General features: G+C 39.8%; 19 protein-coding genes. 5 read left to right on the forward strand and 14 right to left on the reverse strand.

Annotation, left to right across the window (positions count from 1 at the left end; genetic code table 11):
* The first annotated feature begins 146 nt into the window (after window positions 1–146).
* Genes DIZ30_RS13055 through DIZ30_RS13070 form a run of 4 tightly spaced genes read left to right on the forward strand, consistent with a single transcriptional unit; the run spans window position 147 to window position 3,549 of the window.
* Window positions 147–1,322, forward strand: a complete 1,176-nt coding sequence (locus DIZ30_RS13055) for a betaine/proline/choline family ABC transporter ATP-binding protein (RefSeq protein WP_002294192.1) — start codon at window positions 147–149, stop codon at window positions 1,320–1,322.
* 3 nt (window positions 1,323–1,325) lie between these two features.
* A complete protein-coding gene (locus DIZ30_RS13060) occupies window positions 1,326–1,967 on the forward strand; it encodes an ABC transporter permease (RefSeq protein ID WP_002293405.1) in 642 nt (213 codons plus the stop codon).
* A complete protein-coding gene (locus DIZ30_RS13065; protein WP_002298332.1) occupies window positions 1,964–2,881 on the forward strand; it encodes an osmoprotectant ABC transporter substrate-binding protein in 918 nt (305 codons plus the stop codon). The genes DIZ30_RS13060 and DIZ30_RS13065 overlap by 4 nt, the downstream gene beginning before the upstream one ends.
* Window positions 2,878–3,549: an ABC transporter permease gene (locus DIZ30_RS13070; RefSeq protein WP_002319469.1), complete on the forward strand. Its 672-nt coding sequence runs from the start codon at window positions 2,878–2,880 to the stop codon at window positions 3,547–3,549. The genes DIZ30_RS13065 and DIZ30_RS13070 overlap by 4 nt, the downstream gene beginning before the upstream one ends.
* Before the next feature lie 541 nt (window positions 3,550–4,090).
* Here DIZ30_RS13070 and DIZ30_RS13075 read toward each other — a convergent pair.
* The 12 genes from DIZ30_RS13075 to DIZ30_RS13140 form a co-directional block, all read right to left on the reverse strand.
* Window positions 4,091–4,579: a mannosyl-glycoprotein endo-beta-N-acetylglucosamidase gene (locus DIZ30_RS13075; protein WP_002296561.1), complete on the reverse strand. Its 489-nt coding sequence runs from the start codon at window positions 4,577–4,579 to the stop codon at window positions 4,091–4,093.
* 200 nt (window positions 4,580–4,779) lie between these two features.
* Entirely contained in the window at window positions 4,780–5,046 is a 267-nt protein-coding gene (locus DIZ30_RS13080; RefSeq protein ID WP_002294198.1) for a Txe/YoeB family addiction module toxin, read from the reverse strand.
* Window positions 5,046–5,309, reverse strand: coding sequence for a type II toxin-antitoxin system Phd/YefM family antitoxin (locus tag DIZ30_RS13085; protein ID WP_002294199.1), 264 nt, complete (start codon window positions 5,307–5,309; stop codon window positions 5,046–5,048). Before DIZ30_RS13085 ends, DIZ30_RS13080 begins: the two co-directional genes overlap by 1 nt.
* Window positions 5,310–5,939: 630 nt before the next feature.
* Window positions 5,940–7,130, reverse strand: a complete 1,191-nt coding sequence (locus DIZ30_RS13100; protein ID WP_002298336.1) for an arabinan endo-1,5-alpha-L-arabinosidase — start codon at window positions 7,128–7,130, stop codon at window positions 5,940–5,942.
* 52 nt (window positions 7,131–7,182) lie between these two features.
* Window positions 7,183–7,449 carry a DUF6171 family protein gene (locus DIZ30_RS13105; RefSeq protein WP_002315578.1) on the reverse strand — a complete coding sequence of 89 codons (267 nt, stop codon included), beginning with the start codon at window positions 7,447–7,449 and terminating at the stop codon, window positions 7,183–7,185.
* Window positions 7,450–7,453: 4 nt separating this feature from the next.
* A complete protein-coding gene (locus tag DIZ30_RS13110; RefSeq protein ID WP_002337067.1) occupies window positions 7,454–8,899 on the reverse strand; it encodes an alpha-N-arabinofuranosidase in 1,446 nt (481 codons plus the stop codon).
* Window positions 8,900–8,909: 10 nt separating this feature from the next.
* Window positions 8,910–10,532, reverse strand: coding sequence for a glycoside hydrolase family 43 protein (locus tag DIZ30_RS13115; protein WP_109023287.1), 1,623 nt, complete (start codon window positions 10,530–10,532; stop codon window positions 8,910–8,912).
* A gap of 18 nt (window positions 10,533–10,550) precedes the next feature.
* Window positions 10,551–11,507, reverse strand: coding sequence for a family 43 glycosylhydrolase (locus DIZ30_RS13120; RefSeq protein ID WP_002298344.1), 957 nt, complete (start codon window positions 11,505–11,507; stop codon window positions 10,551–10,553).
* Window positions 11,508–11,522: 15 nt separating this feature from the next.
* Complete coding sequence (locus DIZ30_RS13125) at window positions 11,523–11,939, reverse strand: hypothetical protein (RefSeq protein ID WP_002337069.1); 417 nt, start codon at window positions 11,937–11,939, stop codon at window positions 11,523–11,525.
* An 8-nt stretch (window positions 11,940–11,947) separates the two neighbouring features.
* Window positions 11,948–12,799, reverse strand: coding sequence for a carbohydrate ABC transporter permease (locus tag DIZ30_RS13130; RefSeq protein WP_002315574.1), 852 nt, complete (start codon window positions 12,797–12,799; stop codon window positions 11,948–11,950).
* A gap of 11 nt (window positions 12,800–12,810) precedes the next feature.
* On the reverse strand, window positions 12,811–13,701 hold the full coding sequence (locus DIZ30_RS13135; protein ID WP_002298350.1) for a carbohydrate ABC transporter permease: 891 nt from the start codon (window positions 13,699–13,701) through the stop codon (window positions 12,811–12,813).
* 44 nt (window positions 13,702–13,745) lie between these two features.
* On the reverse strand, window positions 13,746–14,996 hold the full coding sequence (locus DIZ30_RS13140) for an extracellular solute-binding protein (protein WP_002298352.1): 1,251 nt from the start codon (window positions 14,994–14,996) through the stop codon (window positions 13,746–13,748).
* 313 nt (window positions 14,997–15,309) lie between these two features.
* Between DIZ30_RS13140 and DIZ30_RS13145 the strand changes: the two genes are divergently transcribed.
* Window positions 15,310–16,200 (forward strand): transcriptional regulator, encoded by an 891-nt coding sequence (locus DIZ30_RS13145; RefSeq protein ID WP_061573542.1) that lies wholly within the window; start codon window positions 15,310–15,312, stop codon window positions 16,198–16,200.
* Window positions 16,201–16,341: 141 nt separating this feature from the next.
* On the opposite strand, the gene DIZ30_RS13150 is transcribed toward DIZ30_RS13145, so the two are convergent.
* A complete protein-coding gene (locus tag DIZ30_RS13150) occupies window positions 16,342–18,165 on the reverse strand; it encodes an APC family permease (protein ID WP_002294202.1) in 1,824 nt (607 codons plus the stop codon).
* 596 nt (window positions 18,166–18,761) lie between these two features.
* Window positions 18,762–21,467 carry a YhgE/Pip domain-containing protein gene (locus tag DIZ30_RS13160; protein ID WP_061573543.1) on the reverse strand — a complete coding sequence of 902 codons (2,706 nt, stop codon included), beginning with the start codon at window positions 21,465–21,467 and terminating at the stop codon, window positions 18,762–18,764.
* Window positions 21,468–21,698 lie beyond the last annotated feature (231 nt).

A 21,698-nucleotide genomic window follows, 5' to 3' on the forward strand; every position in this document is an offset into this window, starting at 1 on the left:
TTCGTTCTGTTGGCAAAATCAGCACTTTTTCACTTCTATTTTTTGTTTTCCTAAATAAAAAAACTACCCTATTTGTATTTTTTCATTGTTTTAGGCATACTAGTAATAGATAGTTCTTCATTGAAAATAGAAAAAGAGGTGGCACCATGATTGAATTTCAAAATGTGTCAAAAATTTATAAAGGTGGAAAAGTCGCTGTAGAGGACGTCAATCTTTCATTTGAAAAGGGTGAGTTCATTTGTTTTATCGGTACGAGCGGAAGCGGAAAAACGACGACGATGCGGATGATCAACCGAATGACTGATCCAACACAAGGGAAAATTTTGATTGATGGAAAATCCATCCAAGAAATTGATCCAGTGGAATTGCGACGTCAGATCGGCTATGTTATCCAAAGTATTGGATTGATGCCTCACATGACGATCCGTGAAAATATCACTCTTGTCCAAAAATTGTTGAAAGTCAGTCAAGAAGAACGGAATAAAACAGCTGAAAAAATGATTGATCTTGTGGAATTGCCCCGTGAGATGTTAGATCGCTACCCACATGAATTATCTGGTGGGCAGCAGCAGCGTATTGGTGTCGTTCGTGCCCTTGCAGCGAATCAAGATATCATCTTGATGGACGAGCCATTCGGTGCGCTTGATCCCATCACTCGTGATTCCTTGCAAGACCTTGTCAAAGATTTACAAGAGCGTTTGGGAAAAACGATCGTATTTGTAACCCATGACATGGATGAAGCGATTAAACTAGCAAGCCGTATCGCCATCATGAGTGAAGGCCGTGTGATCCAATTTGATACACCAGAAAATATTTTACGTCATCCTGCAAACGATTTCGTAGAAGAGTTGATTGGAGAAGATCGCCTACTACAAGCCAAGCCAAATGCGACAAGAGTCGGAGAAGTTATGCTAAATACAGCAATCACGATTACACCGGAAAAATCATTACAAGAAGCAATCAAACTTATGAGGGAAAAACGTGTAGATACGTTGTTAGTTACCGATAATTCGAATGTATTAAAAGGATTTATCGATGTAGAAACGTTGAATAAAAAGCGAGGAAAAGTATCCAGTGTCGGCGACATATTAAATAAACATGTTTTTTACGTAAAAGAATCCGCCTATCTTCGTGATACCTTGCAACGCATTTTAAAACGCGGACTGAAATACGTGCCGGTCGTTGATGAACAGAACAAAGTTGTAGGTATCCTGACTCGTGCATCATTAGTGGATATCGTCTACGATGTGATTTGGGGAGAAGATCCCGCAACTACTGATGTTGCAGAGTCAGCTACTCCTGAAGAATCTAAGGAGGTCTGACCTATGCAGCAGTTTTTTCATCAACACGGTTCAGAAATTCTCTCAAAAGGTTTTGAACATCTTTATATTTCGGGACTTGCTTTGATCATTGGTATCATCATTGCTGTACCGCTTGGTGTCTTACTGACACGTTTTCCAAAAGCTGCCACGATTGTGATTGGCTTAACCAGTGCCTTGCAGACAATCCCTTCTCTTGCTTTATTGGCATTGATGATCCCGCTATTTGGCGTAGGTAAATTACCTGCGATTATCGCACTCTTTATTTATTCATTATTGCCGATTTTACGTAATACGTACATTGGGATGAAAAATGTCGATTGGAATTATCGGGATGTGGCAAAAGGCATGGGGATGACTGAGTTCCAATCCATTTTTTCCGTTGAATTGCCCATTGCTATGCCAACGATCATGGCTGGTATTCGTTTAGCTGCCGTTTACGTGATTGCATGGGCTACACTTGCTTCTTATATCGGGGCTGGTGGTTTAGGTGATTTGATTTTTAGTGGACTGAATAATTACCAACCAGATCTCATTTTGGCAGGTACGATCCCTGTAACGATTTTAGCACTATTGGCTGATTGGCTTCTAGGTCTCTTGGAACACCGGCTGACACCGATCGCACTTAGAGAGGAGAATGAAGAATGAAACGTATACTAAAAATGACCATGGTTCTTTTCTCTCTTCTTATACTTGCGAGTTGTTCTTTCCCTGGTCTTGCCAGCAATACAGATGAAGACACCATTTCGATCACAGGTGGAATCACTTCAGAAGCACAGATCTTAGCAAGCCTAGTTGCCGGAATGGTTGAACATTATACAGATAAAAATACCGCAATCATCAACAATCTGGCTACCACAACTATCAACCATCAAGCGATGATGAACGGAGATGCTTCAATTTCAGCGGCTCGCTACACAGGAACAGATTTAACGACTACATTGAACCTTCCTCCTGAAAAAGATCCGAAAAAAGCGTTTGCTACCGTGAAAGATGAATTTGAGAAAAGATACGATCAAACGTGGTTCCCGTCCTATGGTTTTGAAAATACGTATGTCTTTCTTGTTCGAAAAGACACCGCACAAAAATACCATTTATCTAAAGTCAGCGATCTGAAAAATGTAGCGGATGAATTAGTAGCTGGTGTAGATACTTCTTGGATCAATCGTAAAGGAGACGGTTATGACGGCTTCCAAGAAACTTATGGCTTCTCCTTCAATTCGATATTACCTATGCAGATTGGACTTGTTTATGACGCAGTCGAAGCAGGAAAAATGGATATTGTTCTTGGCTACTCTACGGATGGACGGATCGCCAGTTATGATCTAGTCATGTTGGAAGATGATCGTCAATTCTTCCCACCATATGATGCTGCTCCAGTTGTAGACAACAAGATATTAGCTGATACGCCTCATTTAAAAGAAGCCTTAAATAAGTTAGGTCATACCATCAGTACGGAAAAAATGCAGGAATTGAACTACGAAGCAGATAATAATCTAGTGGAACCATCAGTAGTAGCACAACGTTTCTTACAAGAAAACCACTATTTTGAAGGGAAGTGAAGCAATTGGATAAAATGAATGTCTTTCAACAATTTTTCTATTATTTCCAGGAAAATGGCTCCTATATCTTTGCACAATTTATCCGTCACTTCCTGATTTCTATCTATGGTGTCCTCTTTGCAGCAGTTGTCGGGATTCCGGTTGGGATCATGATTTCTAGGAGACGTAAATTAGCAAACTGGGTGATTCGTTTGGCGAATATCATCCAGACGATCCCTTCTCTAGCCATGATCTCCATTTTAATCATTGGATTAGGCCTGGGAGTCAATGTCGTGATTGTTACTGTATTTTTGTATTCCCTCTTACCGATCATCAAGAATACGTATACCGGGATGATCCAAGTAGATAAAAACATCCTTGATGTCGGCAAAGGCATGGGGATGACTGCTAGACAACGACTATTCATGGTAGAGTTACCACTCTCTGTTTCTGTTATCATGGCAGGCATAAGAAACGCGTTAGTTGTTGCCATCGGGATAACCGCGATCGGTGCATTCGTCGGTGCTGGTGGTCTTGGAGATATCATTATCCGAGGAACCAATGCAACAGATGGCACATCGATTATTTTAGCAGGTGCATTGCCAACTGCATTAATGGCGATTATCACGGACTGGCTTTTAGGTATTTTGGAAAGACGGCTAGATCCAGCCAGCCGTACATCACGCTGATGTTATTGTAAAAAACAAAAGCTTCTGCGACCATTTGTTGGTCGCAAAGGCTTTTTTAGTTCTGTCATTTTTTAAGGCAATAATCCACTCTGATTCTTCCCTCCTTATGGGCAAAGAGTTGCTTTTCTTAGCTATTTATCCATTCCGTATACTCCAACTTCATACTGCCAACGGGTTCATCTCTGCATCCACCGACTAAGTTTTTTTCTTATCCGCTAAGGCATTTTGCCAATCCATTTTCCCATCACTCGTCATGGAATTCATACCACATGATCTCTAAATACTCGTCTGCTTGTTCTTTGAATTGGGCATCAATTCTTACATCCTTTGGCGTGGCTTTCATTTAAGCCTTTTCCATCAGTCCTCGATTGTTCGATGCCTTCAGCTGCATCATCAAAACTGGTGACTGCCGTATCGGTAACTTCGATCATCTTTTATACAATCGGGAACTTGCCATCCTCATCCTTGGCTAAAAACATATCTAGCCATTCCAGCTTCTCGCCATGGGAGGTTTGCGGTTCCTAAAACCGGTACACGATTCTTATGGACTGCATCCGTCGCAACTAGACTTGGCGATACGATGATCCTTCACCAGAAGAGCACCCCCGTAAACCAATTGATCGATATATTGCCAATAAGAAAAGACATTGGCGTAAAAGATATCGATCCCTCGTGATGCATTGCCGTTGATACTGCTATTCATGGCCGAAAGCGCCACGACTTTGACTTCTTCCGTTTGAGTGACATTCATGTTCGGCAATGTCGCTTTGGATACCCGCTCTGCTAAAGGAACGACACTGGTATTGTATTTCGTATCTGTATCTTTTCCAAAAGACCATGCCAACGAATCCTCTGGGAACCAATAAGACGACTCCGGTTGATTGTCCATTGCTTTTTTCAACATACTTTTGGCTGTTTCTCGATAAACGACATTTCCAATTGTCTTCGCCTCACTTTGGCGATAATCGATGGTCGTTGCCACTGCCAACACTAACAACGATGCTCCAATTTTACTGATTTTCCTTGTCACACTTCTTCCTCCTTGTTTTACATAAACCCGTCAACATTCCATTCCTAAACTCAAACAATGACCCTTCAAAGGTGGAGATATAGGAACAAATTAAAGAAATCATGCAATAAATCCAAGAAGGTTGGTTTTAGAACAAAAAAAGAGTCTCCTTTTTGGGGAGACTCTTTGTTAACTATCTAAAAAGGTTGGCTCTTCTCACTTCACTCATAATGTGTCCAGGCAGAATAAATTTCCACAACTTTATTTTCCTCATCAACTTTGTAAACCACTCGATGCTGTCTATTCAGCCTGCGTGAGTATCTGCCTTCATGTGTAGGTCTCAGCTTTTCAAAAGACTGCGTGGGCATATATGGATCTTCCTTCAATGTCTGAATCACTTCTTCAAATTGTTTCTTTAAATTCGATTGCTTGATTTTTCTTAAATCCACTTTCGCAGAGTTTTTGATTGCGACTGTATAGTTACTCATCAAAGAGCTTCCCAATCAATATCATCGATATTCGTAAAGCCACTGTCATCTTTTTCGCGGTCTCGTACTTTATCTAAAGTACCTGTTTGCTCAAGAAAAAGGGTTTCTTGAATCGCTCTCCAGTCTTCCAGCCCAATCAATACAGCATTGTTTCCACTACGATCACTAATAATCTCGATTTCAGTATGATTTTCATTTACCTCTTTCAATAACTGATAAAAATTTTTACGAGCAGTGCTAGGATTCATCGTTGTATTAGCCATTGTCTCTCCTCCTTTTTCTGATATAATTATAGCGTACTTGATTAAGTACGTCAAAAAATACAATAAAGCACTTAAATTCAGCAAACTTTTCCTCTTTTTTACATAGAGAAAAAGACCCCTTTTTAGGGAGGATCTTTGTCCACGCTCACTTCTTACTCCTTTACGACTAGCGGTAGCCAAACGTAAAGTAATTGGTAACAACGTATCATCTTTAGCAAAGGTCGAATCCAAAGCCTGTGAGTCTATGCAACAACACCAATACACGAAGGTTCCTCGTTGCAGTGTGACTTGATTGATATCTTGAATAACCTGAGGATACGCACGAAAGATTTGTAACGGTTATTCAAAACTGATTTTGGCCGTCAAGTCTTCTACTGCCTCAAAAATGATTGCCTCTTTCGTCTCCTGTCATTCATGTTCACTATCGATTTGATACTTGCTTAGACCGTTGGGTTTGTGAATCACCAATTAAAAATGGCACTGAGTTATGGTAACAAAAAATGGTCACTTGACGAGGCTGAGATTCCTACTTATGGCGCCAGATTATTAAAAGGCAGTATTTAGTAAAAAGGGCAGCAGTATACGTTTATAAGCAGCACAATGCAATCTGCTCATTGTGCTGCTTGTTTTTTATTCTTCGCACACTTTTCGACCAAGAAACGCAACGCCCTGATCATTGATTCCAGAGAAAAACAACCTTTCTTTTTGGTCGATGTACTCATAATATGGGACAAATTCATTTCCTTCCCACAAGTAACTTCGTCCTTCTTTTTTTAATTCTGTTATTTCATGCTGTTGAGAAGATATAATTTGAGATTCGTAATCAAATTGGATGATTTCCCACTTTCCTAACAGAGTTTCTTGCTCTGGCATTCGTGAAACACTTCCCTGATAGATTGAAGCAGAGATTACTGGCCAGCCTGATTCCAGCCAATAGAGTTTACGTATTTGTAAATGGAATTGGTCACTAAATGGTTTTCTCCGTGCATGATGCACAACAAAGCTTTCCTTATTGGATTGCGTAAAGATCGAATTATGACCAGGAGCGTATACAACTGTTTCTTCTGAGAACTGATAACTGCCCAACAGTTTGGTCCCTACTTCGGTTGGCGTCTTTTCTTGATCCGTCATGGCCGTACCATGCCAGTCCAGATATGGCCCTGTAATTTCTTTTGCTCGAGCGACACGGATATTATACGAATCGTTAAGGGAATCGAAAGAAACAAACAAATAATAATAATCGGTTTCAGGATGATAATAAATAAATGGGCCTTCAATAGCAGTATCAACTGTTTTCGGACGAAAAGCAATCCGTTGGCCATAGCTCTTTTCTTGAAGTTTTCCAGTTTCTTTGTTCAATGGAGCAATATAGATTCCGCCAAAGAAAGAACCATAGACAAACCACTGCTCACCCGAGCGGTCAAAAGCAATATTGGCATCGATCGCGTTATGCTGTGCAAGAGTTGCATTGGTTTTAACAACCTCTCCTTGATCTTCCCAAGGGCCCAAAGGATCTGATGCTGTAGCTAAGCCGATAAAAGAAGTGGTACTGCCGAATGTCGAAGCAGAATAATACATACGGAATTCGTCCTTGTAGCGAATAACTTCCGGTGCCCATAGTCCTTGAGCTTTGCTCCATTTTACTGCTGGTTCAGGCATTTCTGACAATGCCTGTTTCTCAAATTGCCAATGGATCAAATCTTTTGAGCTACGAATTGGTACACCAGCCGTTTTGGGCTGTTGTGTGTCCGTTGAATATAAATAAAAGGTGCCTTCATGTTCAATAATCGTAGGATCATGAACCCCATTGATCGCTGTCATGTCTTTCCCTCATCTCCTAATTGATTTATACTATTTTATAAAAACAGGACAGCTACTTGACGAGCTGTCCTGTTTGTTCCCACATTCCTGCAGGACAGTTTTTCTTAGCTAAGTTTGCGCGAAACCGATAAAAACAGCCACATTTGGTACAGGTATGATTCAATCGCAGTGGACAGGTCTCACAAACAGCGATTCTCCTACTGACGATCTCCGGCAAAGCCAAGTCTCTTTCTAAAGAAAGTTGTTCTGCAATCAAGGATTCAATGTCTTCCTGTGCTGCTACAGCAACATCTTTCACTTCGCATCCTTTACAAGTCATGGGATCAGACTGTCAATGAGATCGTTAGAACACTCATTGCTGGCACACGCAAGCTGACTTTGTTCTCTTCAACATCGTAAGCGGTGAAGTCTTGGATCGCCACATCTTCAGGATGATCAAAATCATTGTGTGCGTTCATTTTGTCTCCCACGATATAACGAGCTTCTTTCACTTTATTGATCGCTGTTTCAAGGGAGAAGGATAATTCTTCCGTGCCTTGGGTAGCAAAATTACAAACCGATAGATGGATCGTATCCTCTTTTTTCGAAATCGTATACGTAATGGTATCGCTGCTGGTTCCATGGCTATCAATGGTTTCAGCATCTTGATGGACTTTGTACAAATCAAATACATGATAGCTTGGGGTTTTCACCATTTGTTCGCCATCTGTCAAAATCATCGCTTGCAGGACGTTGACGGTTTGTGCGATATTTGCCATGTGCACTCGCTTGGCATGTTTATGGAAAATATTCAAGGTGATCGCTGCGACCATGGCATCACGGATCGTATTTTGTTGGTATAAGAAGCCTGGATTCGTACCAGGTTCTGCTGAGAACCAAGTGCCCCATTCATCAACAATGATTCCGACACGCTTTTCTGGGTCATACTGGTCCATGATAGCGCTGTGGCGGGTCAATAATTCATCCATGTAGGCTGCTTTTTCACAGGTCACTTGCCACTCTGCCTCATTAAATTCCAAGGCGCTACCTTTTTCTTCCCAGCCTTGCGGATGAACGTAGTAGTGCAAGCTTAGGCCGTCCATCAACCAATGGGCGTTTTTCATCAGCGTTTCTGTCCAATGATAGTCTGCGACATTCGCTCCGCCAGCGACTTTGTAGATTTTTTTGTCACCGTATTGGCGGACATAGGTTTGATAGCGGCGATACAGATCCGCATAGTACTCTGGCCGCATATTGCCGCCACAACCCCAGTTTTCGTTTCCTACGCCAAAAAATTTCATTTCCCACGCTTCTTCATGGCCATTTTCTCTGCGAAGATCAGCCATCGGAGAAATGCCATCCATCGTGATGTATTCCACCCATTCTGACATTTCTTGCACCGTTCCGCTGCCGACATTGCCGTTGACATACGCGTCACATTGCAGCTGCTTGATCAATTCAAAAAATTCATGGGTCCCGAAATGATTGTTTTCAGTCACGCCGCCCCAGTGAGTGTTGACCATCGTTTTGCGGTTTTCTTTAGGACCAATCCCGTCTTTCCAATGATATTCATCGGCGAAGCAGCCGCCTGGCCAACGCAGCACAGGGATTTGAATGTTTTTCAGTGCTTCAACCACATCGATCCGCATCCCATTTTTATTTGGGATCGGCGAATCTTCTCCAACGTATAATCCTTCATAGATACAACGGCCTAGATGCTCTGCAAAATGACCGTAGATATATTTGCTGATCGTTGTTCCTGATTTTGTGTGTAGAATTTTGATTGTCATTTTCCTACTCCTATTCTTTGATTCCCCAAATGGACTCATTATTATCGCCAATCGTTGAAAACGTTAACTTTTGCTGCTCGAATTCTATTATTTCCTGAGTTAATAAGATTCCTTTGAAGATAGTTTCTTCAAAAGTCAACACCAAGTATCCCGCATCGTACGTCCAAGTTCCGGTCAAGTCTCCAGTAACGTTTCCATCTTTTTGAAACTCGATCATCTGCGTTTTTAGCATGGTCGTTCCATTGTCGGTGCCATGGTTAATGATTTCATAGCGCCCGATAATTTCATCTTCTGTCAAAGCATCTGCTACTTGTTCATTGCCTCGATACTCATAGGGTGCTGGAACTGGCCAGCCCTCCTCATTCATATACATTCTGTTGACCCGCACTTCATGGGCTTCGGTTCCATTGTTAAAGCGCGTATGATACACCAAGGACCACTGACCATTCTCATCGATGATCGCCGAATTGTGTCCCGCTGCTCGATACCCCATTTGTTGAAACGAGAATTGATAGTTCCCAATCAATTTGATACCATAATTCACATTTTGTTCACCTTTATCCAAGATTGGGCTATTTCCTTGGGCATCAAGGTAAGGTCCTTCTGGTTTTTCAGCGCGAAATAGTCGCATATTGTAACCACCTTTTGCTGCTAAACCACCGTAAGTGACGAATAGGTAATAATAATCGGTTTTCTCATCATAAACAATGTAGGGACCTTCTCCTGATTGATGATAGCCACCTGAGAGTTTAATCCCAAAATAGCGATCAATGATGCGCCCATCTTCTGTAGTGCTATCTTCACCAGGATACATTGGTTTTCCAGTGGCTGGATCAACTTCCAATAAAAAGATACCGCCGGACCAAGAACCATAGGTCATCCATAGTTTCCCTTCTTCATCATAAAACAAAGCGGGATCAATGGCATTTGGCGCATAATCGGTGTTATAGGTAAGACCGGCTTCGATAGACCAGTTTTCACTAAAACCACTTATTTTTCCATCTTTGATCAGTTTTGCCAAATGAGTATTTTGATAGTTTGTATTACGGTCACTACCATCCGTTGAATCTTTTTCTGTAAATCCAGAATAAATAACTGTGTCAGAATAGCTGTATGGTCCTTCAATTGTTTTTGCTACAGCTAATCCAATCGCTGAACGCCGCCAAGTAGAACTAGCTGAGTAGTAAAGCATGTAGGCTCCTTTGTCTCCATTTGACCATTCATAATCAGCATTCCAGATCACATCTGGCGCCCAAAGACTATAGCCGCCTTTTGAATCAGCATCATCATATCCTGCCCATTTAAATGTTTCAGCTAGATTTTCTTTGGTATTTCCATAAATAATATTGTCTTCCATTGATTCATATTCGTGAGAAAAAGGAACTTCCCACGTTCGTAAGTCTGATGTTTTTGCTTGAGCAAGATGTGAACCAAATACATAGAATAATTCTTGATTTTCCTCATGGATAGTTGTAATTGAAGGGTCATGGATCGATACCCGTTCCTTAGATGTTGTTTCCCACTCCTTTTGTATAAGCTGCTCGGCAGCTTCCCCTGTTTGACATCCCATAAGAAAAAAACTGGACAAAAAAACAGGTATCATCCTACTGATCATATTTATTTTTGTAGTCATTTTTTTCCTCTCTTTTTCTTAAGCTTTGATTACACCAGGTTCGCCAAAATTAGGCAGTCCATTTTTATGCCATGTAAATGGCTGAACATACGCATGTCTGTTTGGATTTTCCAATGGATCACTATAATCATTTTTTTCTGGTCGAGCGTGATAAACTAAAATATCTTGCTTTCCTTCCTCATCAATTGTAAATGAATTATGACCAGGACCATAAAGAGAATTACGCTCAGAACTTGAAAACACTGGTTCTTTTAATTTGTTCCACGAGTAGCCATTCAACAAATCGCTCTCTTCATCTGCCCATAAAAGCCCCATCGCATAGTTTTCATCCGTCGCACTTGCTGAATAAGTGATAAACACTTTTCCATTTCTAATCAAAGCGGCGGGTGCTTCGTTTACTTTGAAGCCGATTTTTTCCCATTCATAATAAGGGATACTCAGAAGAATCTGCTTTCCTTTCAATGTCCAAGGATTTTCCATCTCTGATAAATAAAGATTGGAATTGCCTGGAATATTTGGATCTACTTGTGCCCAGACATAATACAATCGGTTCCTATGTTCAAATACCGTAGCATCTAAACTGAAACTCTCAAATTGCGTCTTGATTTGTCCTTTTTCCACCCACTCTCCTTCAAAGGGATTTTCTTTCGCATTTTCGATTGCAAACATCCGATGATGATGCTGATCATTTCTGACTTCTCCATGATCTGCAGCAGCAAAATAGATGTACCATTTTCCCTGAATAAAATGAATCTCTGGTGCCCAGATCAGCTCACTCATTGAGCCTTCGGCATGAGCCGTCCAGATGACTTTTACTTCACCGTCAGTCAGTCCTTTCAAGGTTTTCGCACGTCTTAATTCGATTTCCTGATACCCTGGTTTTGATCCAGTGAAGTAATAATATCCATCGGTATGCTTGTATATCCATGGGTCTGCTCGTTCTAATACAATCGGTTCCAAATAATTTTCTGCCATAAATTCTACACCTTCTTAAAAAATTCCATTTTCCGTTTTTAGTATTTTTATTGCTTTATTTTTAGACATATACATCGTCGTAGCTAGTAAATAGAGGACGACACCAATCACATCATAGATGATCAAATGGATGATGACACAGGCGATCATCCAACGTATCGTTCCTTTGTTTATTTGTTTGTCTCGCATATTCTTCGCGTTGATCCAACTGATAACGCCCATCAAAATCGTTGCTAATGCAACGATCAACACTACTTTTGAGATCATACCTATAAGACTTGATTGTAAATATTCATACTGATTTTGATTTTGAAACGCTGCGATCCCTTGTTCTTCAAACCAAGGATAATACCCAAACATCGTTACGAGACCAATACAGACATCCCAGACCGCACTGGCACGTAGTAAGTTTCTTTCCAGTTTTCGATTCATGATCTTCACTATCCTTTTATTCCTGCATTTAAGTTCATAGATTCAATGAAATATTTTTGGGCAAATAAAAACAGCAGTACTGTGGGAATAATGGCAATCAATGCTGATCCCATTAACTGGCCAATCATCCGATAATTCCCATAAATGTCTTGTAATAAAAGCAGCCCAGCCGTAATTGGCATCTTACTAACGTCTGTGTACACGATTACTGGCCATAAGAAATCATTCCAAGAGCCAGTGAAAGAAAAGAGTCCGGCAACGATCAGAACAGGTTTGATCAACGGAACGATAATCTCTGAAAAAATTGTAAACTCATCTGCACCGTCCATTCGCGCCGATTCATCAAACTCAAGAGGAATTCCCTTCATAAATTGTCTGACAAGAAAAATATTCCCCATTCCAGCCAGTCCTGGAACAATCATGGCAAGAGATGAATTGACCCAACCAAATGTTTCGATGATTTTATAGGAAGGAATCAAATTCACAACACCGGGAAACATCGAGATCCCCATCAAAAGATAAAAGATTCGATCACGATATTTAAAGCGCGTTCTGCCATAACCATAAGCTGTCACTGAAACAACGATCACAACTAAGACAGTGTGAGTGACTGCGATAAACAGTGAATTCCATAACCACTGCATGATAGGCGCAGTAGAGGTATTGGTTAAAATCGCTATATAGTTATCTAATATCCAATTTACGGGTAACAAGCGAAACCCAGTGGAGACGATTTCGGTCTGAGAACGAAAAGAAGTGGCGAAGCTAAAAATCAATGGAATAACCCAGATGATACATAAAACGATCAGAAACAAATATGCGATGATCATACTAGGTATATGTTTCTTTTGTGTATTCATTTTTTACCCCCTTAAGTATTGCTTCTATCTAAAAGAAAATATTGAAATACGGACACACACATAATGATCAATCCTAATATGACTGCCATAGCCGAAGCCATCCCTGCAATTGATTCCCCTTGACTAAAAGCCAGTGAACGGATATACATCATCAATACAGTCGTGCTTTGATTGGGTCCTCCACCAGTCATCATCAAAGGCTGTGCAAAGACGTTAAATGCCCCAGCAGTTGTCATCACGATCGTATATAACAGTGGAAACCGAATAGACGGCAAGGTCACGTTCAAAAATTTTTGGAACGATCCAGCTCCGTCGATCTCTGCGGCTTCATAAAGATCTTCATTGACACCCGCTAAAGCTGAGCGATAGATGATCATGTTACCACCAATCGCTCCCCAAATGCTGACAGCGAAAATCAAGATCCACGCATAAGGTTGTCGCGATGCCCAAGAGAAATCAAACCCAAAAATATTATTTACGGCACCTAATCGAGAGTGAAAAATCAGTGACCATATCAAAGAACCAGCTGATACAGAGATAAGACCTGGAATATATAGAACCGCTTGAAAAAGTCCTTTCAGCTTCACTTTTTTATGTTGCAGTGCCGCTGCAATCATCAAAGGAATAATGATCTGTAGTGGTACCATGATCAAAACAAAAATAAAGGTATTTTTCAAACCATTCCAAAATTGAGTATAGAAAGTGGACGAACTATCAAATAACAACGTCTTATAGTTGTTTAGGCCGACCCAAACAGGATCAGAAATCAAATTCCATTGAGTAAATGAAGCATAAATCCCATAGACTGTTGGAATGCATACAAAAATAATAAAGAGAACCATATGCGGTCCAATGAATGCAATTGAAGCCCAGTTAATGCTCTTTTTTTTCATTCCTTTCATTCCCTTCCAAAAATCAGAAAGGGGATAAAATTATCCCCTTTCAATTATTTAGCCACTTCCGCAATCTTATCTTCTACATATTGTTGCATCGTTGCTAAACCTTCATCCAAGTCTAATTCACTGTATGCAATATCTGTGCAATAGACGTCTAATGCCTCTAATACATAGGAGAAATAAACATAGTCAAAGATATAAAGTGTATCTTCTTCCTCTGATGTTGAAGTAAAGAAGGATTGAGGATATTGTTGATAATCATCACTTTCTAAAATGTCTTTACTAGCGACAATTTGTCCCGCTTTTGCCCATTCAATCGAATTCGTACGAACGAATTCTAAGAATTGCGCGATGACTTCTTCTTTCTCATCGGTTCTAGACTCACTCTTCAACATACCAAACATATGGGAAGCAGCCCGATTTGTTGCAATATCATCAGATGTTGAATAAATGTTTGTGACACCCCAATTCAGCCCTTCAACAGCATCATGCGCGGTTGAAGTCCAAGTACCATCTGTGGACAATAGAACATTTCCACCTTGGAACATCAGATAACCGTCTTCGCCATAAGGAGTCATTAACCCAGCATCGGTTAGTGCTTTAATTCTTTCCAATGCTTCTTTCATTTCCGGAGTATTAACGGTCGGATTGCCAGCCTCATCAGAAATAGCTCCTCCTAAATTACGGATCTGAGCCAAAATAACCCAGGAAAGTAAGGCATTGTTAACAACATAATCGCCTTCGTCCATTTTCCCTGCTAATGACATCATTTCATCAAAAGTAACAATATTATCGTCTAACCAAGAGGTAACATCATATTTCTCTAAAAGGTCCTGATTATAGTACATTGCACTCGCATGGATATCTAACGGAATTGTATACTGAGTGCCTCCAATTGTTCCTGCATTCCAAGCAGTATCTAAATAATTGCCTTTTTGTAGCTCTGGTTGATGCGAAACCAAAGGTTCAACCGTATCGAGAATATTCGAATTAACAAATTCCTCTACTTTGTAGGAATGCATTAATGTTAAATCAGGAATACCATTTTTAGAGCTAACGACTGTACTTAATTTTGTATACATATCAGATGTGATGACGTGATTAATTTTGTAATCTGATCCAGACTGTTCATTAAATTCATCTACAATCTTGTCCATATAAGCACCATCATCCCCCGTAAGAGGAGACCAAAAATTTATTGTGTATTTTTCTTTTTCTGAAGACTGGTAACGTTTAAAACCGGCAAAAGCAATTGCGACTACTGCAACCAATGCACCAATAATAATAAGTTTCTTCTTCATGTTCTTCCCTCTTTCATTGAAATTGAATTATGACCTAGCCGAACACTCCTATCCTCCTCATCACTATTTACTATCAATTCGTATATAATTTCATTACTTATTACCAAAATTTGCAAACGTTTTCTATTTACAAATAAATCATAACTTTATTTGTAACCGCTGTCAACAACATTTTAATTAACTTTACTAGAATAATTGCTACTTTAATTAATAAATATATTAATCAATAAACGAAATAAACAATGCTATTTACACAAATTAGCAAATATATTAACATTCAAGTAAATCAAACAGTTTAAACGGAGGCGACACGATGCAATTAGAAATCAATCAAGAAGCATTACCTGTCTATGAGGCACTTGCCAGTAACGTGCGAATCAAAATTATTCAATTGCTGGCTAAAAACAAGATGAATGTCAAAGAGTTGGCACAAGAATTAGGTTTAAGCAGTGCGATTATTACGGTGCACATCAAAAAATTAGAGGAAGCCAAAATCATCAAAACGGAACGTGTGGGGCAAAAAAAGATTTCCAGTTTGAGAGTGGATCATATTGATATTAACTATCCTGAGAAAATATTTAATGCCTTTGATACTAGAGAAACTTCGATTCCGATCGGTCATTATACAAATTATTTTGTTGAACCAACTTGTGGATTAGCGACACTCTCTGGTTTTATCGGTCCAGTAGATGAACCTAAATTTTTTATGGACCCGAATCGAATGGATGGTCGGATTCTCTGGTTCACGAAAGGCTTTGTTGAATACCAGTCACCCAATTTCCTTTCTCCAGATGAGAAACTAGAGATGATGGAGATTTCCATGGAGATTTCTTCTGAATTTCCTTTTTCTAATAATAATTGGCCGTCTGACATTACCTTTAGCTTAAACGGTATCACATTGGGCACCTGGACAAGCCCCGGAGATTTTGCAGATATTCGAGGCAAGTATACGCCAGATTGGTATCCAGACAACTTAAATCAATACGGGTTGTTGAAGACGATTCGAATCATGGAACATGGAACTTATATGGAAGGCGAACCATTGTCAGATGTCACGATCAAGGATATTCCTACCTATGAAGACACATGGCACTTAAGAGTCGAGGTAAAGGAAGAAGCTGAAAATATAGGAGGCTGTACATTATTTGGCAAAGGATTCGGAAATTATGATCAAGACATCAAAATCAAAATGTTTTACAGCTAAATAGGAAGAATAATAACATTTCATACGCTGTTCCCATCTTTAATGGCTTATAGAGGGCACCTTTAGCTGAGAATAAGACAAAACAGACCCTCTAGCTTCAATTAAGAGCTAGAGGGTCTGTTTTTGATTTTAAAACTTGGTTTATTTCTTCAAATGGTAGCTATAGGTGCTGACAACGATATTTTCACGCCAAGACAATCGCAATCTTAACCGCAAACTTGTTTGGTTATGGAGAATATTCTGCCAGCGTCTGTTTGGTACAAATTGAGGAATCAACACAGTAGTTGTATAGTTTTGTTTCGCTGCATTTTTACTTACGATATCTACATAACGGATAATTGGATTTTCAATCGAGCGATAAGAAGAGTGGACGATTGAAAAACGGACATCTGGGAAATGCTTTTTAAATTCTGCTTCGATTTCTTTTTCTTTTTCGACATCTTCGTCTAGCGAAACATGCATCGCAACGACATAATCACCGATCGAACGTGCGTAATTCAACGCACCGATATTTACCCGTGTCACATTCCCGACTAATACAAGAACGGTATTCCCGTCATAATCATGTAGTTTTGCATCATTTTCTAAACGAAGCTGTTCTGCTACTTTTTTATAATGATCATGGATCTTATAAAAAATGAACATAACGATTGGCATAATGATGAAGAAAGGCCAAATGTCCCCTAACCGATAGACAAACAAAATCGCAATGATTGCATATGAGATGAACGCACCTGTAATATTGGCAATCGATTTGCTTAACCATCTTTTTCCTTCTTTTTTCCATTTGACGACCATCCCTGTTTGAGATAAAGCAAATGGAATGAACACGCCGATAGAGTATAACGGAATCAAGCGTTCTGTTGAGCCATGGAAAATAAACAGCAATACGATCGAACCTAGCGCTAGTGTGATAATCCCATTGGAATAGCCTAGTCGATCCCCACGATCTTGATACATGTGAGGCATGAATTTATCTTTTGCCAGATTGTATGCAAGAACTGGAAAAGCAGAAAAACCGGTGTTAGCAGCAACTGCTAAAATCAGCGCTGTAGCAAATTGAAGGACGTAATACAAAATACCATGTCCAAAGACAGCTTTACCAATTTGAGACAAAACAGTGACTTCTTTTTCAGGAACGATCCCATACCAATAGTTGATAAATGTGATCCCCACGAAGAAGAAACCTAAGATCAATGCCATCATCGTCAATGTAGCAGCGGCATTTTTTGCTCTTGGCTTCTTAAAGAATGGTACAGCATTACTAATCGCCTCCACCCCAGTTAAAGAGGAAGAACCAGAAGAAAATGCTCGTAAAATCAAAGCGATAGAAACACCCGGCACAGCCGCTCCTGGAAGTGCAGTAGCTTGCAATGGCACAGCACCTGTCACGATATTATATAAACCAACAACGATCAGTAACGAGATCACAAGGATAAATGTGTACACCGGAAATAATAGGAACGATGCAGATTCCCTCAGACCACGAAGATTCAGCATCATCAGTAGCAAAACGATTGTCACAGAAATAGCGACTTGATGACCGTAGAGTGCTGGCACCGCTGATGTGATCGCTTCAGCACCTGCTGAGACAGATACTGCTACTGTCAACATGTAGTCGATCAATAAAGAGCCACCGGAAATCAAGCCAGCATTCTTTCCAAGATTCTCACTGCTGACGACATATGCTCCCCCGCCATGAGGATAAGCATGGATGATTTGACGATATGATAGCGTTAATGAAATCAATAAAATAATAACAAAAGCGGCAATGGGTAGCGAATACCAGATGGCTGCAGCAGACAAAGCGACTAAAACGACAACGATTTGTTCCGTACCATATGCAATAGATGATAACGCATCAGACGACAATAATGCCAAAGCAGCAAATCGGGTTAATTTGTGCTCATCATTTTCAGCAGATTTTAAAGGCTTACCTACTAACAACCTTTTTAAGTAATCCAATTTCTAAACTCCTTTACACACAATTTTACTTCAAGTTTTATAGTCGAAAATTTATAGTAAACAAGATGTTATAGTACGCTCACTGACCTTAAAAGTCAATAAACTTTAAGAAAATAATTGGAAAAAAACAGAAAAATATCAAGCGCTTTTTCAAACGCTTTAATACAGCAAAAATCTAACATTTTTTTATGGGCTTTTTCTTTGAATTCTATAATAAAAGGATAGAACTTGACTTAGAAAATCAAGTTCTATCCTTTTTGATGTCTTAACTTTTGAAAGAGAGATGTAAGGTTGCTTTCTACCCATCATTCTTACTACTCGAAGCATAGCGCAGTTGTCACAACCTCTTGATAAACGGTGTTTAAAAGCTTGCATCTGCGGTAATAAGCCCAACCAAATTAAAAACATAAGAAGCTGTTTTTATTTGGTCGTTCTTATTACTTGATGCAGAGCAGATTTTTTACAACCTCTTGGTACACGGTGTTCAATCAGCTGACCCTCGGCATTAGCTCAAAAAACGGCAAAATATGAGGAATTATTTTTCCATTTTTTTCTCTAATACTCAGGTCAAAACGCTGATTTCACAACCTCTTTTTTTAATGAAAAATATGGCTCTCATGCGCCGCTTCTTTGAATTTCGTCATTTTTTCTTCGATGAACGGATAGATTGCCGTTCCTACGATTCCAAAGACAACAAACAAACCGATCATGATCCAGATTGCTTTCGTAGCATTTGGCCAGTAAATGCCTCCTGCAGATTCCCGCAACAAGTTTACCGCATGCGTAAATGGCAAGAACGGATTGATCATTTGGAAGAATTTCCCTGAGACTTGGATCGGATAGTTCCCGCCTCCGCCAGAGATCGACAGTACTAAGATGATAATAGCGATCCCTTTACCGACATTATCGAATAATGCAGCCAAGACATAGACGATCATCATGAACGCTAAGGCGATCAAGACAGCAAATGACACGCTGTAGACCGGATTTTGGACATCTACTCCTAGTAAGAAAATATTCCCTAATGTAACGATCAGGCTTTGCGCAATCGCCATTGTCAAAAATGTCAGCATACGAGCAACGAATTGTTCTCGTTTCGTAAAATTGTTTCGGTCTTTCTTTCCTAAATAGTATTCTGTCGTAGCAACACTTGAAAGAAGAACAGCGCCGACCCACAGACATAGTGCAGTATAAAACGGGGTGCTAGCTGAACCGTTATTTGCGATTGGATAAAGCGCATTGGTTTGTAGCTCAACAGGTTGTGTAAAGAAGTCACTTTCTTTTGTTGCATCTAGTTTCAATAATTTGATGACTTCGCCTAGATCGACTTCTTGTTCGCCTTTTCGGATCGCGTCTGCTGCTTTTTGGATGCCAGCTTTGATATTTGGCCAGTCATTGTTGATCAAGTCCGCAGCAGCGTTCACAGCTGTTTCGATCTCTGGCATTTTTTCATTTACTGTTGTCAATGTACCGGTGATTTCATTTTTTAGTGTTGGCCAATCATTTTGGATAAAATCAGCGGCCAATCCTAATTTTTGCTGAAGAATCGGTAATTCATTGTTGTATAGGTCTGCCCCTTCATTGATGCCATTGACGATGGTATCCATATTTCCATTCAGCATTGTATTGGCATCATGGATTTCTTGTCCAATTGCAGGCATTTCTTTTTGATATTTTTCTAAAATTGCCACTGCATTCGTTACAGTTGCTTTCGTTGAGCTTAGCAGAGATTCAAAATCGATCTGGTCCGCTTTGCTTAGCGCCCCTTGTGCAGTCCCAATCGTATCGATGACTTGGTCTAATAGAGAAGTGACAGTGGAACTGATTTGACCTGTATTGATACCAGCAATGATGCCATTGATATTATTAACAACGGCATCAATTTGATCTAGCAATTCATCAATAGCCTTCGTGTCTTCATTTTGAACAGCTGTGTTCAAAGCAGATAGGCGGTTTTGCAGATTGTTTAGCAAGGGTTTTAATTGATTTAGCTGATCAATAATTGGCTGCAATTTCGTATTTCCAGCACTTGTTTGCAATTTAGTCAGGAACTCGACCAGTTTATCGATTGCATTTTGTTGTTGAGATATTCCGTCAATAAAGCCGTTCAATACATTGCTGATGTTTTTCTTTTCATCATCAGTCAGCTTACCATCTTCAATAGCTGTTCTTACAGTATCTATTAACGAACCTGTCGTTGTTGCCACTTGTCCAATTGACTTCAATGTAACATCTACACTATTTGTGATGCTTGGTATCGCATCTTTCAGTTGAGAGGCACCTGATTTTGTTTGGTTTGCTAGATCACTTGCCTGATTTTCTAAATTTTTCACATCTGGCAAGATATCCTGTACCTGTTGGATGATCGTCAAGCCTTGTTTTGCTTCGTCAATTCCTTGATTCATTGTCTCTTGGATCGAAGCAAAATCACCGTCGATCTCTGCTAGTTGTTTACCGGCATTTTGGATCTCTGGGATTTTTTCTTGCAAATCAAGGATGATTTTTGCTTGGTCTTTCAACTCAGGCATTTTGTCATTAAATGCAACGACTTTTTCGCCCATCTCATCTACTTTAGGGATGTAATCCACGAATTCATTTGCTTTATTCAGTTTTTCCTTGATGTCAGGTAGTTGACTTTGTAATTCGAGGACTTGCTTTGTGTAGCCGTCGATCGTGTCCAAATTTTCATCTGTTGATAAAATCATATCTTTGACTTTATTGATACTTACTAGGTTCGTATCGATGTCGTAACCTATCTCATTGAATACTTTCAATAAAGTCGAACTGGCTGTTTTGATAAATTCATTTGTGATTTGCGATTGGATCGAACTTGCTCCTTTATCGGTGATTTTCGGTGCAATCGCATTGATTTTTTCATTTACCGTATATTCGATTTTTGGTTTCTTGATATCACCACTAGTAAAACTCAGCAGATCTTCTGAGAAATCCTTTGGCAAGTAAATACCTGCGTAATACTTTCCGGAACGGACTCCGTCTTCTAATTGTTCTTTTGAATCAACGAATTGCCATCCTAATTGTTTATTTTTATGAAGCGATTCGATGACTTGCTCCCCAATGGCCACTTCTTTACCTTGAAACTCTGCTGGCTTGTCTGCACTGTAAACAGCAATTGGCAGCTCTCCAGTATTTCCATATGGATCCCATAATGCTTTGATGTTAAACCACGCATATAGCGAAGGGATGATCATGATCGCGATGATCAGAAGTGTTGCAATCGGGTTTTTGAAAATCCGTTTCCAGTCAAGCAAATATAATCGAAGCGTATTTTTGATTGACTGCATAGTTCTCCCCCTTCTTCTTTTTTCAGCTGAATTACTTTACCATGTATTTCATACTTTTTTCAATCGGCTTTTTTCAAAAAAGTCGAATTTTTGGACATATCACGGCAATTGTCTCATTGTAATCTCTTACATATTGAGAAACCCGTGGTGCTAGTTAATTTTAATATCCTAAAGAATATCTCAAAGTTCCTTCAAAACGTCGTTGTGCTCGACTTAATAGAACACTGTAAG

This window comes from Enterococcus sp. H57, from assembly GCF_003112495.1.
GTDB lineage: Bacteria > Bacillota > Bacilli > Lactobacillales > Enterococcaceae > Enterococcus_B > Enterococcus_B faecium.